The organism is Pseudomonas sp. 2725 (genome assembly GCF_050434585.1).
Classification (GTDB): Bacteria; Pseudomonadota; Gammaproteobacteria; order Pseudomonadales; family Pseudomonadaceae; genus Aquipseudomonas; species Aquipseudomonas jessenii.
In genome coordinates this window covers 447,538-462,767 of sequence record NZ_JBNDIV010000001.1, presented here as the reverse complement: position 1 = coordinate 462,767, position 15,230 = coordinate 447,538, and the positions used below count along the sequence as shown (strand labels likewise).

The 15,230-nt window shown below is 51.0% G+C and carries 10 protein-coding genes; 8 read left to right on the top strand and 2 right to left on the bottom strand.

All coding sequences use genetic code 11. The features are described from left to right. Positions 1-26: 26 nt before the first annotated feature. From ABIE16_RS02165 to ABIE16_RS02135, 7 genes are all read left to right on the top strand, one after another. Positions 27-2,699, top strand: coding sequence for a Z1 domain-containing protein (locus tag ABIE16_RS02165; protein ID WP_219733190.1), 2,673 nt, complete (start codon positions 27-29; stop codon positions 2,697-2,699). Then, positions 2,692-3,714, top strand: coding sequence for a PD-(D/E)XK motif protein (locus tag ABIE16_RS02160; RefSeq protein ID WP_157858920.1), 1,023 nt, complete (start codon positions 2,692-2,694; stop codon positions 3,712-3,714). The genes ABIE16_RS02165 and ABIE16_RS02160 overlap by 8 nt, the downstream gene beginning before the upstream one ends. Continuing rightward, complete coding sequence (locus tag ABIE16_RS02155; protein ID WP_131726851.1) at positions 3,696-5,534, top strand: hypothetical protein; 1,839 nt, start codon at positions 3,696-3,698, stop codon at positions 5,532-5,534. Before ABIE16_RS02160 ends, ABIE16_RS02155 begins: the two co-directional genes overlap by 19 nt. Further along, positions 5,531-6,433, top strand: coding sequence for a hypothetical protein (locus ABIE16_RS02150; protein ID WP_131726850.1), 903 nt, complete (start codon positions 5,531-5,533; stop codon positions 6,431-6,433). Before ABIE16_RS02155 ends, ABIE16_RS02150 begins: the two co-directional genes overlap by 4 nt. A 4-nt stretch (positions 6,434-6,437) precedes the next feature. Next, complete coding sequence (locus ABIE16_RS02145) at positions 6,438-7,232, top strand: DUF6339 family protein (protein WP_131726849.1); 795 nt, start codon at positions 6,438-6,440, stop codon at positions 7,230-7,232. 32 nt (positions 7,233-7,264) lie between these two features. Next, positions 7,265-7,699, top strand: a complete 435-nt coding sequence (locus ABIE16_RS02140; RefSeq protein ID WP_079246714.1) for a very short patch repair endonuclease — start codon at positions 7,265-7,267, stop codon at positions 7,697-7,699. A gap of 415 nt (positions 7,700-8,114) precedes the next feature. Beyond that, the gene (locus tag ABIE16_RS02135) at positions 8,115-8,624 is read left to right on the top strand and encodes a BRO-N domain-containing protein (protein WP_429520483.1); all 510 of its coding nucleotides are present in this window, start codon (positions 8,115-8,117) and stop codon (positions 8,622-8,624) included. 194 nt (positions 8,625-8,818) lie between these two features. Here ABIE16_RS02135 and ABIE16_RS02130 read toward each other — a convergent pair whose 3' ends face one another. Both ABIE16_RS02130 and ABIE16_RS02125 read right to left on the bottom strand, forming a co-directional pair. Next, positions 8,819-12,310, bottom strand: a complete 3,492-nt coding sequence (locus ABIE16_RS02130; RefSeq protein ID WP_429520482.1) for an alkaline phosphatase family protein — start codon at positions 12,308-12,310, stop codon at positions 8,819-8,821. 44 nt (positions 12,311-12,354) lie between these two features. Next, the gene (locus ABIE16_RS02125) at positions 12,355-14,145 is read right to left on the bottom strand and encodes a SulP family inorganic anion transporter (RefSeq protein ID WP_429520481.1); all 1,791 of its coding nucleotides are present in this window, start codon (positions 14,143-14,145) and stop codon (positions 12,355-12,357) included. A gap of 118 nt (positions 14,146-14,263) precedes the next feature. On the opposite strand from ABIE16_RS02125, the gene ABIE16_RS02120 reads away from it, so the two are divergent. Continuing rightward, a complete protein-coding gene (locus tag ABIE16_RS02120) occupies positions 14,264-15,229 on the top strand; it encodes a hypothetical protein (RefSeq protein WP_429520480.1) in 966 nt (321 codons plus the stop codon). Position 15,230: the final 1 nt, after the last annotated feature.

Genomic DNA, 15,230 nt, shown 5'->3' with positions numbered 1-15,230 from the left:
AAGCGAAATGGTCGACCGACCGCAGAATGCATGCCATCATTGAGCCACCAACTGTACAGAAAAGGAAACTCGCAGTGATGTCACCTCAATTAGCCGGCTGGGTCGATCAAATTCGAAGAGCTCTCCCAGAGGCTGAAAGCATAGATGGCGCAATAGCTATAGTTAAGCGCTCAGTGGAAAATATGTTTGGCGAGCTCACGAGCTTTCATGAAGAGCTACTGAAAGAAGCAGAAAAAATCATAAGAAAAGATTATGAGCAAGTAGAAATCCTGCGAAACATCTCAATCTTTAGTAAAAGACCAGATTGGTACTTTGGACCAAAACCTAAGGATAGCCATTGGCCCGCATTAGAAGGCTATGTAAAACAAGAAAAAGGCTGGAGCATCGAGACTGTAAACAGTATGAATACCTCGTCTACCGAGGTAATTTCACTCATAGAGAACCCACATAAAGAAAAATTTTCTTGTCGAGGCCTAGTTCTAGGTTATGTTCAATCCGGAAAAACGGCAAACATGACTGCTGTAATTGCTAAAGCTATTGATGCGGGGTACAACACCGTAATTGTTTTGGCAGGATTGACTGACAAACTTCGTCAGCAAACGCAGCGCAGATTAGAATCGGACGTCGTAAAACGCTTACCAGAACGGTGGAATTTACTTACTTCTGACCAAGGAGACTTTAGAGGCCTTACTAATGGAGGCTTTCCAAGATTAGCTCAAGACAATTCCCAAATTGCAGTTGTGAAAAAGAACGTTGCTCCCTTAAATCGACTTTTGGAAACCATAAGCTCGACTCATATATTAAATTTGCAACGACTAAAGGTATTATTAATTGACGACGAATGCGATCAAGCGTCCGTAAACTCGGCTTCGAAAGAGCTAGATATCACGTCGATTAATATGCTAATACGAAAAATATTAACGTTCATACCTTGTATTTCTTACATTGGTTACACTGCGACACCATTCGCGAATGTACTGATCAATCCCTACCCCGTGGATGGATCTGGGTTAGATGACTTGTACCCAAAGGACTTTATAACAAGCCTACCGTTACCGCTGGATTACTTTGGTGCTGAGCGCCTTTTCGGACGCGCTTCTGCAAACTCGGACGCGGACTCTCCTGATGAACAACCACTAAAAATGATACGTGAGGTAAGCGCACAAGATTCTGCGTTATTACAACCAGCCTCTATAAAAATAAAAGATTCCTTCTTTCCAAAGATCCCAGCTAGCTTGGAAGACGCGCTTCTATACTTCCTTATGTGTTGCTCTGCTCGCTGTACTAGGGGTCATGACCATCAGCATATGACGATGCTCGTCCATACTTCACCATTTGTAATCATGCATGAGAGGGTAGCGTCTCTTCTGGAAGCATGGTTACAGAAAAACCGCGAACTCATTTTATTGCCTAGTTCGCCTATCAGATTGCGGATGAAGAAACTCTGGGACTCCGAAAGCAAGCTGGTTCCAAGTAAGTTACTGACAACACTTGACCCTGTTGACTTTAACGACCTCGAAAATCATCTACCGCATATTATTAATGAATTAAGTTTCGTCATAGAAAACGGGTCTAGCTCTGACAGAATTGATTATAGGAAACCGGCAAGAAAATACGTAGTAGTTGGTGGATCAATTCTCGCCAGGGGCTTAACTCTAGAAGGATTGATGGTCAGTTACTTCCTCAGGAGCTCTACTCGACAGTATGACACCTTACTGCAAATGGGTAGATGGTTTGGCTATCGCCATAATTACGAAGACCTCCCGCGCCTTTGGATGCCGAAAGACTTATCCAAATCATTTAGAGATTTAGCGGCAATTGAAGCTGAAATTCGAGATGATATTTCTCAATATAAAAACCGCATGACACCTACTGACTTCGCAGTACGGATTAGAACCTTGCCAGGAATGACTATTACGGCAGCAACTAAAATGCGCGCGGCCAAATCTTGTGATTTGAGTTATTCAGGCAAACATGTCCAATCTATCCGTTTAAATTATTCAAACCCGAAAGAAATCCATGCAAACTGGCAAGCTGCCTCTGAATTACTAACACAAGCATCTCAGCTCGGAGAGCGGGCCGATATAGATCAACGAAAACTATACCTAGAAGTTCCGCAAGCCTTAGTAGTCAAGTTTCTAAGAAACTACACATTACATGATTCAAGACATGACTTAGGAACGAGGGCTTTACTCGCATACATAGAGAACTCTGTGCCTGCACTTTTGAAATGGAACGTAGGAGTTTTCGAAACAGCAAATGGAGAATCCTCGAAACTTCCTCTTGGAACACTTGGCCATATAAAAATGGCAAATAGATCTGTGCTAGATACCTCTGGCGAGATAGCAAATATCAAAGCCTTAATGTCCCGCAGGGATGTAATTTTTGACTGTTCTACCGATAAAAAACCGAGCGCTGATGACTGGTCGACCTTAAAGGCATTCAGGGAAACTATCGTAGGTGAGATTCCATTAATTATTATATATCCGATAAATCGAAACTCTAAGCCAACCACCCCAAACACCGATCGATCCGCGCTTAATGCAAAGGGCGACTTGATAGGTATAGGTATCGTTTTCCCCGGTGATGAACAGGCAGGTGGCGGATATGTTTCTGTTAGCTTAGATTCTATATCAGCGGATGAACTAGAAGCTATCGAACAGGAAGAGTTAGCACAATCAGAGGCTGCAGGTGTCTGATAAATTAGAAAACCCATTAGCCCAATGGCGAACTTTACGCTTGGGAAAAAAGGAGTCTTCAAACTTGGAGATTCCAACCTTGCCGAGCGAAATTAACACTAGTTTCGGCAGAGTGAGATATGCTCTCAGTGCGGCTAAAGAAGCAAGAGTTCTAATTCCAATAAGCGGCCGAAGTCACTCCTTGAATGACCTATCTTCCGAATCTTTGGTAGTGAAGTTATCGAAACTTTCTTTGAACGGTGCATTTGAATACTATGCAGACATAACATGCACATCTCAAAAACTTGAAGGAGTCTTCTCGGACGTTATTATCGAGCTTCTCAATAGAATAAATTTTGGTGAAGGTTCTATTGAAGCGCTGAAAGGCACACTTAATGACTTCCGCATGTTATTTGCGGAATCATCAAGCGAACGTCCATCTAGAGAAATAGTATGCGGACTTATCGGAGAGTTGATTCTCCTGGATAAGCTTTTATCAATCAATTCGGATGCGTGGCAAACTTGGCGAGGCCCACTTTCCGAACGTCATGATTTTCGCGCGGGCACTATAGCAATAGAGGTAAAATCTACACAGCGCAAAGGAAATAAAAGCATATCTATTTCATCAATAGAGCAGCTTCAGCCGCCAATCAATGGAAAGCTCTACATATGCCACATAACATTAGAAGAGGTTAACGGGGGAAGCTTATCCGTTTCTTATCTCACACAAAAGATATTAAACAAAGCATCCGACAGATTGGAGGTACTTCGAAGATTAAGCATAATCGGTTGTTCAAACACTGAAAGTTCTCTCTGGAACCACTTCAAATTTCAATTAGAAGAAAACAACTACTACATCGTTAACGAAACATTTCCAAAAATCTTAGAGAGCAGTTTTAAAGAGAATGCAATTCCAGCAGGCATATCAAAAATCAAATACGATATTGACTTAACCATGTCTGACGCATCAAAGCTTGACAAAAATATGGAATCGTTTCTTTTGAAGGAATTAATTCAATGCCTACAAAACGAGTAAGTATCTATCCTGAACCCTATGCTGCATCGGGAAATATTGGTGACGGAGGCTTGAGAAAACTCTTGGGTGCACCGAGCCTCAACATGTTGCAAATGGTAATCCGCGAGGCCGTACAAAATAGCTGCGATGCAGCAAAGTTAGGAACGGGTCCAGAAATACTTATTCGAGTTAGGACTTTAACCAAGGATCAAATAAAAACCCTTAAAGAAACTATATTTTGTGAGCTCCCTATAAATCGCGACTCAAGAGCAGGAATATTAAACTTTTTAAATTCTGCAGCGCCAAATGTTTTAGAAATATGTGACTTTCAAACAGTAGGCTTAGGTGGACCAACGAGAGCAGATTGGGTACCCCAAGGTACGAAAGTTACTGACTTTATAGACTTTATGCGAAACTTTGGCTCCAATCATGATACTCACAATAGAGGGGGTACATATGGATTCGGAAAAGTATCTCTTTATCAAGCAAGCAAATGCCAGACAGTACTAGTAGACACATGCACAACAAATCAAACAGAACATGTCCGAAGACTTATGGGCTGTCATCTTGGCCTTCAATATGAAGTAGCTAACAAACTTGGCCAAGTACAACGCTTTACGGGTCGACACTGGTGGGGCAACAAAAACACAGACGCATTTGTAGACCCCGTTGAAGGAACGCCCGCAACTGAACTTTCACTAGAAATCGGATTCCCAAAAAGAGATAAGCTGCAGACCGGCACATCTATAATGATACTTGATCCATTCATAGAAAGCTCCAATGAGATAATGGCAGGAGTAATTCAGGAAAGCTTACTGTGGAATTTTTGGCCAAGGTTAACTAGTGACACTCCAAAATCAAAAAAAATCAATTTTCAAATTGAAGTTGATGGCTGCCGATTTGAACTCCCTTCCCCTGAAGACTTCCCCCCATTAGACTTATTTTCCATCGCTATTAAAAATATAAGAAACAATAGCAAAGAACTAATCCCAATTAATGCCCAGAAGGCTTCTAAAAAGCTTGGTACTTTGTCACTTATCAAAGGCATGAAGGGTGCAAGAACATCAATGCGCTTAGGAGAAAACTCAATAATACCTTTTGCATCAGCACATATCGCGGTTATGCGACCAGTGGAATTAGTTGTTAAGTATATAGAAGGTGCTTTCTTACCTGATGAACGACTTGAATGGGCCGGCGTTTTCATTGCAGATGAACAAGTTGAATCTGCATTTGCCAAAGCTGAGCCACCTGCTCATGATGACTGGCAACCTAAAATTATAGACGATGCTACACAAAAAAGTTACGTCACTATAGCGCTAAGAAGAATTAAAGAAGAAGCGATGCAATTTTCCTCCCCCTTATCGAATATTGATAAGGCAGGAACTAACGGGAAGTCACTGGCAGCCGCGGCCGGCGCCATTGGCAACATTCTTTCTAAAATTGACGGTCAAGGGGGAGGCTCTCGACACACTGGGAGCACCGGTGGTAAAAAAAACTACGGAAATAGCGCGACCAACCCTGTATTCATAAAATTAGAATCAAGCAACTCAAAAATTTTCGCGATATTCGAAACTCAAGTTAAGCTCATTGACAACGCAAAACCAATGAAGTTACACGCCTTCGCTCATTTAGCTGCGGATGGATCGGCTTTTACTGAAGACTCCTTGATCACTACTAAGCCAAAAATATCAACTATTAAGCATAAGGAGTTTGTTTCGATCATATCTAAAGCAGATGAATTAGAAATAGGGACTATTGAAGGAACCTATGAGATCCGAGTTCAATTACCTAGAGGCTATGCGACTACACTTAAGGTAGAGCTCTCAGAGGTGACGTCATGAATAAGCGGTTAGCCTTTCCTTTTCTTACAATTACTGAGGGCAGTATTACCACATCACCTTGGTTATTATCTCTTAACAATGCTCCTTTTTTACCTGCATCTGACCATCTTGCGAACTGGGATTACTCCTCACAACTCACGCTAAACCGAACGTTATCTATAGACTGGGATTTAGTTTCACTGGATCTTTCACACCCCAAGAGCAAGCTACCACTAGAAATTTTAGTCCAAATAGGCACCGGCTCGGGAAATTTACCAAGAAAACTATGGAGCGAGTATCAAAAAGCAATAAGCTATAGGGCCGACGAAATAGAAATTACTATTCCGATAATAAGTGAAAACCTCTCTCAACGGCTATTCATCAAGACCCAAATAGTATTAAGAGATCAAATAATATCTACTAATATATTAACCCCTTCCGAAGTCGGAGCGAGGCTATGGCTGGATACATCTGATATCAGGCTTGAGGGCGGTGAGCCAAGATTTCCTGTTGAAGAGATCAGCTTAGGACAAGTTTTTAAGAACAAGGCTGAAGCTAACGCATTGTGGTATTTACACTGGCAAACAGATACGTTGGATCATTCTTTTTCAGGTGCCGTACGATTGTATCTAAATTCTGACTACCCTGACTTTGTTAGCCGTTTCCAACAAAAGGATAAATTTACTCTTCAAACTGTTCTTAATGATGTTATCAGTCAATTAATAGAGAAAGCTCTTCCGAACCCTGACTTCCAAGAGCGCGCCGATTTTTTTGAGGAGGGATCTATCGGAGCTAACATTAATAACTGGCTACGAACCGCATTTGGCAATCTTACAATAAAACAACTCTACGACTTTTCCAACCAGAAGCCAGGGGAATTTAGAGCAGCTCTTCTTTCCCTTGCTGATGTTTCGGAGTAATACAATGACTGTTTATCTATTTCCTAGACTGAACAATTTTGCGGTACAACGAACTCTACAAGAACTTCAGAGTGAAATCACTGCTACTGCGGCTCAGAGTTTCATTAATAGCTATCCAGGAAAAAGCTATGGTGCTAGCGGAGGGAGCCGAATAAGTAAGCAAATAATGGACGATATGTGTGCAAAAATTATAAAAATTGCGGAGCAAAACGGTTTTCCAGATAAAGGTACAAAAAAAACCAGAGCTCAATTTGACGCCGATGTGAGTATTGCACTTTCCGAATATAGAGCTCTTAGCTCCGGAGAGCTGCAACGAGATGATATTTGGTCATATATTTCCACCGCAATGCTTCCTACAGTAGTTATTTGGCGCTTCAGATTGACTTTAAATGCAGAACTTACCCCAGCTATTTTAGCTAGATTCCGCGGAGGAGTACGCAATACATTTCAGCGACTATGGGTTCGTAGCGATATATTTGATAGGGGGTATGGGCATGCGGCTCGCTGGGAGCTTCTGACAACGCTACCTGAAGACGCAATGGTGCAAATTACAGAGAGGGCGTCACTAGTAGCAGTTAAAAATGTTGCCTTAGCTATTGCAGAAGGGTGGCTTAATGCATCAAATAGCAAAAAAAATGCCACGATAGACACAGAAAAATTAATGCGTGAAGCTATAATATTAATAAGGCTACACGGCGAAATAATAGACCTTTCCATGAAGAATGATGCTGATTTGAAAAAGTTCATATCAAAAAAATTCACATTAGCCGCCTCAATGATAACATCTAACGAACATTAATATCTTACCTCATCTAATTTGAGGATCATCAAATGGATATTGTAGACACAACAACGCGCTCCAGAATGATGTCCTCAATACGCGGTAAAAACACTAAGCCTGAAATTTTTATTAGAAAGCTTTTGCATTCACACGGCTTCCGTTTCCGCATCCATCAAAAAACTCTCCCAGGACAACCTGATATAGTTTTAAAAAAATACAACACTTGCATCTTCATAAATGGCTGTTTTTGGCACCGACATCCAGGGTGCTCACTTGCTACATATCCAAAAACCCATACCGATTTTTGGAGTGAGAAATTTAGACGAACCATTGAGAGGGATATTCTCAATATCAGCAATCTAGAAACACTAGGTTGGCAGGTTATTATCATTTGGGAATGCGAGATAAATCGTTACCACTCGAACTTTGATGAACTCGCCAAACAGATACAATCGCGCACTCTGTCAACACGCACTCAATCTTAAAGTTAAATAGACTTAGCTATTACTTGCCGCTATTAATTTATTACCCTTTTCTCATATATTTGTCTTACTCACTTGACCAATTACGAACACCTGATAGGCTGTTCGCCGAGCCTAAGAAACTCTGAAAACCAGAGCGGTCCTCCGCACCCGACAGTCATGCGGCTTTTTTTCGTCTGCGGTTTCTCTACGCCTGCGAGAAAATCCCCGTTATGTCGGGAGTGGGCGAATACAAGACCCGAAAGGGGAATATGTCCGGCCCGTCTCTGGTGGGTTTCTTAGCTCCCGACACCCTTAACGAATGCCCTAAGAAAGCAGCCAGAGGTAAAGGAAATGCCTGACCATCCGACCTTCACGATGAAGGTGAATCGCCGTACCCACAGATCCAACCACGTGCTTCCGCTCCAGGAGGCTCGCCATGCCTGAATCACTCAAACCCACCCAGTTCACTCGTCACAACGTCCACCTGCATGCCCTTCTGTTGGAGAACCAGGCGTGGTTCTGCGCGCATGATCTCGGGCGACTGATGGGCAAACACCTTGATGAGCGCGTGACGCGCAAGCTCGATGCGGACCAGAGGCAAATGATGCTCGTTGACCTCTATGGCGCAGCTAAAGAGCGTTTGATGGTGAGCGAGTCAGGTGTGTATGCGTTGTTGATTTATCACTACTGCCCTGAGAATCGATTGCTGCGAGAGTGGCTGACTCATCAGGTGGTGCCTGCGCTACGTGATGCACGGCCGTCGTGTATGGTGGAGCGTCCGACGTTGAGTGTGCTTGATTGGCCGAAGATGTCGCTCTGTATGTTGCAATGGCAGGATGAGCCGTGGATTCGATTGCGGGATATGCCGTGTGTGTTGGCGGATGATCCTTTCAATCGACGTGAGTCCTGGTGGCAGAAGGCATCACGGGTTATGCGCGGATTCTGATCTCTTGGCTGTATCAAACAAACCGCTGCTTGAGTTTCAAGCAGCTGATTTTGTTTTAGTGGCGTATACACCGGTGCCATCGCGAGCAAGCTCGCTCCCACAGGGGTTCAGCGGCTGGCTTGGAAACGTCTGTGTATCAGGGCCGCAGGATTATCCTGCGGCCCTTTTCTTTGGCTGTGACCGCGGTTACGAGATCACCTCCCCAACCCACTAATCCGCCAAGGACACACCGCCGCCCTAACCCCACTCGGCCCAACAATCTCCGGCGTCTGTCCCAACGACCTCGCGCTCAACACACTCCCCACCCGCTCAATCAATTGATCAAACCCCAACGTCGCATCCTCCTGCTGCGACTTGCGCAGTTGTTCGACCATGGCGTAGGTGAAGGCGCCGTAGTGGTTGGAGCCCACCACATATTCGCTGGCCTTTTCGTTCTCCCGCGCTGCGTAGAGCATCAGCGGCATGTAGGGACCGTGGTGGCCGTAGAGTTTGGTTTGGCGCAGCAGTTGGGCTTTTTTCTCGGGGCGCAGGCCGGTGGCGGCGCCTTGGGTGGTGCGGGTGCGAGTGAGGCCGCGGGTTTTGTTGTCTTGTTCGCTGAAGTCGCGGCGGTCGGCGTCGGTGGCGTAGACGCGGCGGTCCCAGTCGCCGGCGTAGGGGTCCCAGCGCAGCATGCGGTGGCGGATGTCGCTGGGTGGGGTGATGCCGCGCACGCGGCCGTTACCGCGGGTCATGCCGCCGGCGTAGCAGCAGTCGAACAGGACGGTGAGTTTGGCGCCGTGGCCGTCCGGGTCGAATGGCAGGTGGCTGTAGAACTGGCGAAACAGTTTGTCGGTGAAGTGGGTGTTTTCGTCGTCCCAGTCGAAGTCGTGGAGCACCAGGGTTTCGTCCATGCAGTCGGCTTCGCCGCTGCTGCTGTAGACCGGCAGTTGGGTGCCGTGGCCGGAGTAGAACAATACGCGCTCGTCGCCAGCGCGGGCGCCTTCCACCAGCCATTCGAGGCGTTCGACGAAGTTGGCCCGGGTCGCTCGGGCGTCGTGCAGCAAGCGGATGTCGCCGGCGTCGTAGCCGCTTTCCTGAAGCATGCGGCTGATCAGGTAGGTGTCGTTGATGCAGCCCTCGAGGCGTGCGCTTGGGTCGAGGTAGTCGTTGATGCCGACCACCAGCGCGCGACGTTTACGTTGGCCACTGCGGGACAGGAACGCCGGCACTTCCAGCACTCGCGCCGCCACCACATCGCGGGCCAGTTGCGGCCACAGGCCGGTCTGGCTGGAGGGTGAGGACAAGTAGGCCTGGACGGCGTGATTGAGGTCGAGCAGGTCATCACGCAGCTGCACGCTGAATTCGGTTTGCAGGTCGACTCGCGCTGAATCCGGCGAGGTGATCGGTCGGGCCAGCAAGCCGTCGTTGGGGTTGTGGAGGTGGAACCAGCGGCGGATGCCTCGGCCGTTTTCGCTCAGGCGCAGCACCCGCCCGCCCCACACTTCGCGCATCACCAGCGGCAGTGCAATCGGTGAGCCGAAGCTGACGAACACTCGGCCATCGATGCGCTTGAGTGCCAGACCTTTTTTTGCCACCGAGCGGCGCAGGGCGTCATAGCCAATCAGGCTGCCCAGGCCTTGGGCGAAGATGATCTGCGGATTAAATGCCTCGACCTTCGCCAACAGATGTTGGGTCAACGCCGTGCGCAACTCGGCGTCTTCGATCCATTGCACGATGGCGCCAACGGTGGTGCGCAACATCTGATTGACCGGCAGGCCCCAGCTGCCGAAGTTCTCGTCGGCCTTGCCCCTGGCGTCGGCGCTCAGCATCGCCAGGCCTCGGGTGATCTGGGCGAAGTCCGGCCCCTCCTTGAGTTGCTCGTCGAAGGACAGGAAGTCGATGTCCTGGTCATCGATGAGGCGACCGTTCTGTGCCAGTTGAGTACGGATCAATGTGCGCCATTGGTCCTGCCAGTTCGCATCGATGCCGCCCTGCCCCTGGCCGGCTGGCATGAACCCGACACCCGGCAGGCACAGGACGCGCAGCCGTGTTGGTGCAACTTCCGCTCCCGGTTCGACCAAGGCTTTGCTGGCAGGCACTGCAACGGGGCGAACGGCTTGCCCTTGGGCGGTGACCATCAAATCCTGCAGGCGCCGCAGTTTCGCCTCCAGGCTGTCGGCACTGGGCGCGGCAGGCGTGAGCGCGGCCTGAGCCGGATCAGCCAGGGCTCGGCTGCGGTTGCCGAGAAAACCGCTGACCCATTGGGCGCTGCTCTTCCAGATCTGCTCTGGATCGAGGCCGTCGAGGTAACCGGTGGCGCTGTCCACCACTTGCCGACTCTGGGTCGCCAGTTCCGACTCGATCAATGGCAACCCGACGCGACTGGGCACCACGGTGGCCGCCAGTTTTGGCGCAGCCGTTACGCCCAGTGCAGCGCGCCAGATGGCTGCATTGCCGAAGTGCTGCGCGGCGACCACCCGTGGGCCGAGGGCACTGCGCGGCAATTTGAAGTGATCGCAAAGAAATGCCAGCAGGCTGGTGTGATCGTAATGCTGGGCCTGGACGCTACCCGTCCAGGGAATCAAGCCTGGCTTGAGCCACGGCGAAGCCAGAATCGCCGGCACCCGAACGCCGAGGCGGGTGAATGGATTTTTCCACGGGACATCGACCGTTGAACCGGTCGCCACGCAAGTCGGCGGCACCACGTGGTCATGGAAGCCGCCATGTTCGTCGTACAGCAGCACGAACAGGGTTTTGTTCCAGATAGCGGTGTTGGCCGACAAGGCGTTGAACACTTCACCGACAAACTGATCGCCGAAGCGCAAATCTTCGGGCGGATGATGCGACACATTGGGCCCGAGTTTGCCGTTGAGCAGGCCATAGCTCGGCTCGATCCAGGACAGTTCGGGGAGCCTGTTACCGGCGACGTCCGACTTGAAGTCGTCGATGCTCAGGTGCTGCAAACCACCCTTGACCAACGCCGCCAGCGGGATCGCGCCATCGGAATAAATCCGCGCGTCGTGGCCGTTGTTGCGCAGCAGCGAAAAAATACTCTCGCCGCCGAACTGTGCGATCAGGCTTTTGATGCCGGCCAGCACCGTGCCCGTGGAGGGCATCAGCAAGTGACCATTGCAACTGCCGAGCATGGCAAAAAAACGGTTCGGCCAGGTGGGGCCTGGCACCGAGGAAAACCAGCGGTCGCATACGGTGAAGTTACGCGCCAATCCGTGGATGGCCGGCAGCGTATCCTTCGCTGGCGTGGCGCCGAACGGGATGTAGTTCATCGCCCGCTGGGCCATGGACTGCGACCAGGTCTTGTACACCTTCAGGTCGCTGCGGGCCTTGTCGTAGGCGTCCTGGGCAAAGCCGGCGAGCGTAGGGTTGGCCGGGCTGGTCTTGAAGGAGACGCCCAGTTGTTTTTCTACGTTAACGAATTCGTGGCCAAGGTCGAAACCCTCGCTGTTGCCCGGAGGCAGAGGGGGCGGCGGTGCCCACAGGCTGTAGTTTTCCGGGAACTCCGACGCTTGAGTGATCACCGTCGAATTACCGTTGGCCAGCTTCAACGGGTTGGTGCTGGGCGCCTTGCGGTTGATACCGTCACACGCGGCATTGATGCTTGTGTAATCCCCCAGCAAATGGTCGAACGAACGGTTTTCCATCATCAGCACGACGACGTGCTCAATCCCTGCGGGCCAGTTGTTCGGCATGGTTCGCTCCTTGATGTGAAGTCTCTATTTCAATCTCGCGGGTTTCACGGCAATCCGTTCCCTTCATCTTCCCGCTCCCTGTAATCCACCCGATAATTCGCCACATAACTATCCACAGCCGTCCCAATCGTAGGAAAAAACGCCGTCTCCCCCAGCCGCGCAAACAACCCGAACCGCTTCAGCTTGTCCTTCACCGGATCCTTCATCTCGGCAATGCACAACTCAATACCGGCCGCATGCAAGGTGTCGTCCAGGTCAGCCAGCATGTCGGCAGACGTCACATCGACACTGGTGACCGGCTCTGCGGCGACCACCAGCCAGCGCACGGGCGTGGGCGATGCCGCTACGGCGTCCAGCACGCGGTCGCTGAACAGTTCGGCGTTGGCGAAAAACAAGGGGGCATCCCAGCGAAACAGGACCAGGCCGGGGATCAGGCGTGCGTCGGGGTAGCGTTTGATGTCGTGGTAGCCCTTGACCCCATCGGCGCGCCCCAATACCGCGGAGTACGGGCGCCAGCCGTCCCAGAGGAATTCAATGACGGCAATCACGATGGCCAGGCCTATGCCCTCGATCGCCCCGAACACGGCCACGCCGACGGTGCAGACGATCGATAGCCAGCACTCCCAGCGCTGGATGCGATAGATCCGTCGCAGGTCGGTGATCTCGATCAGGCCAATGGCCGAGGCGATCACAACTGCCGCCAGGGCGCTGGACGGTAAATGTTGCAGCAGGTCCGGTGCCACCACCAGCAGCAAGGCAACCGCCAGTGCGCCGACGACGCCGGTCAATTGGGTTTTGGCTCCGGCGGCTTCGGCCACGGGCGTGCGTGACGAGCTGCTGCTGATCGGGAAGCCCTGGAAAAAACCGGCCGCCAGGTTGGCGATGCCGAGGCCCACCATTTCCTGGTTCGGGTTGACGTAGGTTCGGGTCCGCGCCGCATAGACGCGGGAGAGCACGCTGGTGTCGGCGAACGAGACGAGTGCGACGGCGCAACCGCCGATCAACACCGGGACGATGTCGGCGCTGGTGATCCAGGGGATGGCGAAACCCGGCAAGCCTTGGGGGAGCGAACCGAGGACCGACACTCCGGCGCGTGTCGCAAGGTCGAGTACTCCCACGGCGACTGTCGCGCCAACCACGGCGATCAAGATACCCGGCAGTCGCGGCCATCGTTTGAGCAGCAGGATCACCGCCAGGGTGAGCCCGCCCACCATGAAGGTGGTCCAGTTGACCTTTCCCTCCATCACCGCGGAGGCGATGGCCCCTATGTTGCTCAATGGGCCGTCGGATTCAATCGAAAAACCGAACAGCTTGGGCAACTGGCTGATCAATACGGTCAGTGCGATGCCGTTCATGTAGCCGTAGCGGATCGGTTTGGACAGCAGTTCGGTGATGAAACCCAGGCGCGCGATACCGGCCAGGATACACACCGCTCCCGAGACGATCGCCATCATCCCCGCCAGGGCGATGGCACGCTGCGGGTCGCCGCCGGAGAGTGGAATGATGACGGCAAGGATGACGGCCACCAGGGAGGAATCCGGCCCCATCACCAGAATTCGGCTAGGGCCGAACAAGGCATAGAACAGCAGCGGAACGATGGTCGCGTAGAGGCCATATATGCCGGGCACGCCCGAAGCCACCGCATAGGCGATTCCGACGGGCACCAGCATCGTAGTCAGCACCAGGCCAGCCACGATGTCGTAACGCAACCATGCCGGTTGGTATTCGCGCAGCATGCTCAGCCCCGGTACCCAACGGCGCCAGCCGGTCTGTTCATCCCGGCGGGCTATCCGGCCCGGCTCCGGGAGAGGGGGCGAAGCATCTGAATGGCTCATGAACCGCCCTCGTGGATGGACTGTGCAGGCTCGGCGATATCGAAGTGATCTGAGTGTAGCTATTGCTTCGAATGCGCCATCACTGGAAGCTGTTCACCTAAAGGATTTGGAACCCGACATGAAATTCGACCTCGCCTATTGCCTCGGCCTCAACGACAAGTTGTCGATCTACGACGTTCGGGATCTGAATTTCGACGAGACGATGGATTTCGACTCCGCCAAGGAACACTTCCAGTGCCCCAACGATGCCTGTCGTTTGGCGTTCGATGCGACCAATGAGCTGGGCACGTTCAACGCCAAGAATGTGAATTACGTGCGCACGCCGCACTTCAAGAACCTGCCGAGTACGCGGCATGTCGAGGGCTGCCCTTATGTCAGCTTGAAGACGCCTGCGTCGGGTGGGGATGAGACGGAAACGGATGACAGCCGAGAGGAAAATTTCCCGTCGGAATTGTTACTGACTCGGCGTGAATATGTGCGTAAGCCGTCCAGCCCGAAGGTCACGGCGGACGGGGTGCGGGATGAGTCGCTGACGCCTTCGGTGGCAAACAATGTCGAGCAACCGGGCAGGGAGTCGGCCCCGGACAAGACCAGCGTCTTCGCCCATCCGGTGGAGTGTTTCGTGTCGAACTTCGACGACAAGGATTTGCTCAAGCGCGTGCCGCTGAAGATTGGCGAGCACACCGCGCCCTACGGGTCGTTTTTCAAGAAAATCGAATACCTGCAGGACAACAAGGGGCTGATTTACTGGGGCAAGGTCAAGGAGATCAAGGACTACACCCAGAGCTTTCGCATCGATTTCGAGAAGAAGGTCTGGTTCGAGAAAAAGCCTTACTCGGTCAATGTCTACCTGAGCAAGAAGCTGATCGACAGCTACCGCAAGCGCAAGGCATTCCTGGAGGAGATCAAGCACGCCATCGAGAGCGGGCGGGAGTTGTATTGCTTCTTTTATGGGGTGACGCCCGAGCTGAAGCAGGTGCCGAGCAAGAAAAACCCCGAGCAGACGTTCGGGGTGTTCAGCGCCAACATCGAGAATCTGGATCACTTTATCGTGCGGGAAGCGCCGGGGTTGGCGGGCAAGTAAT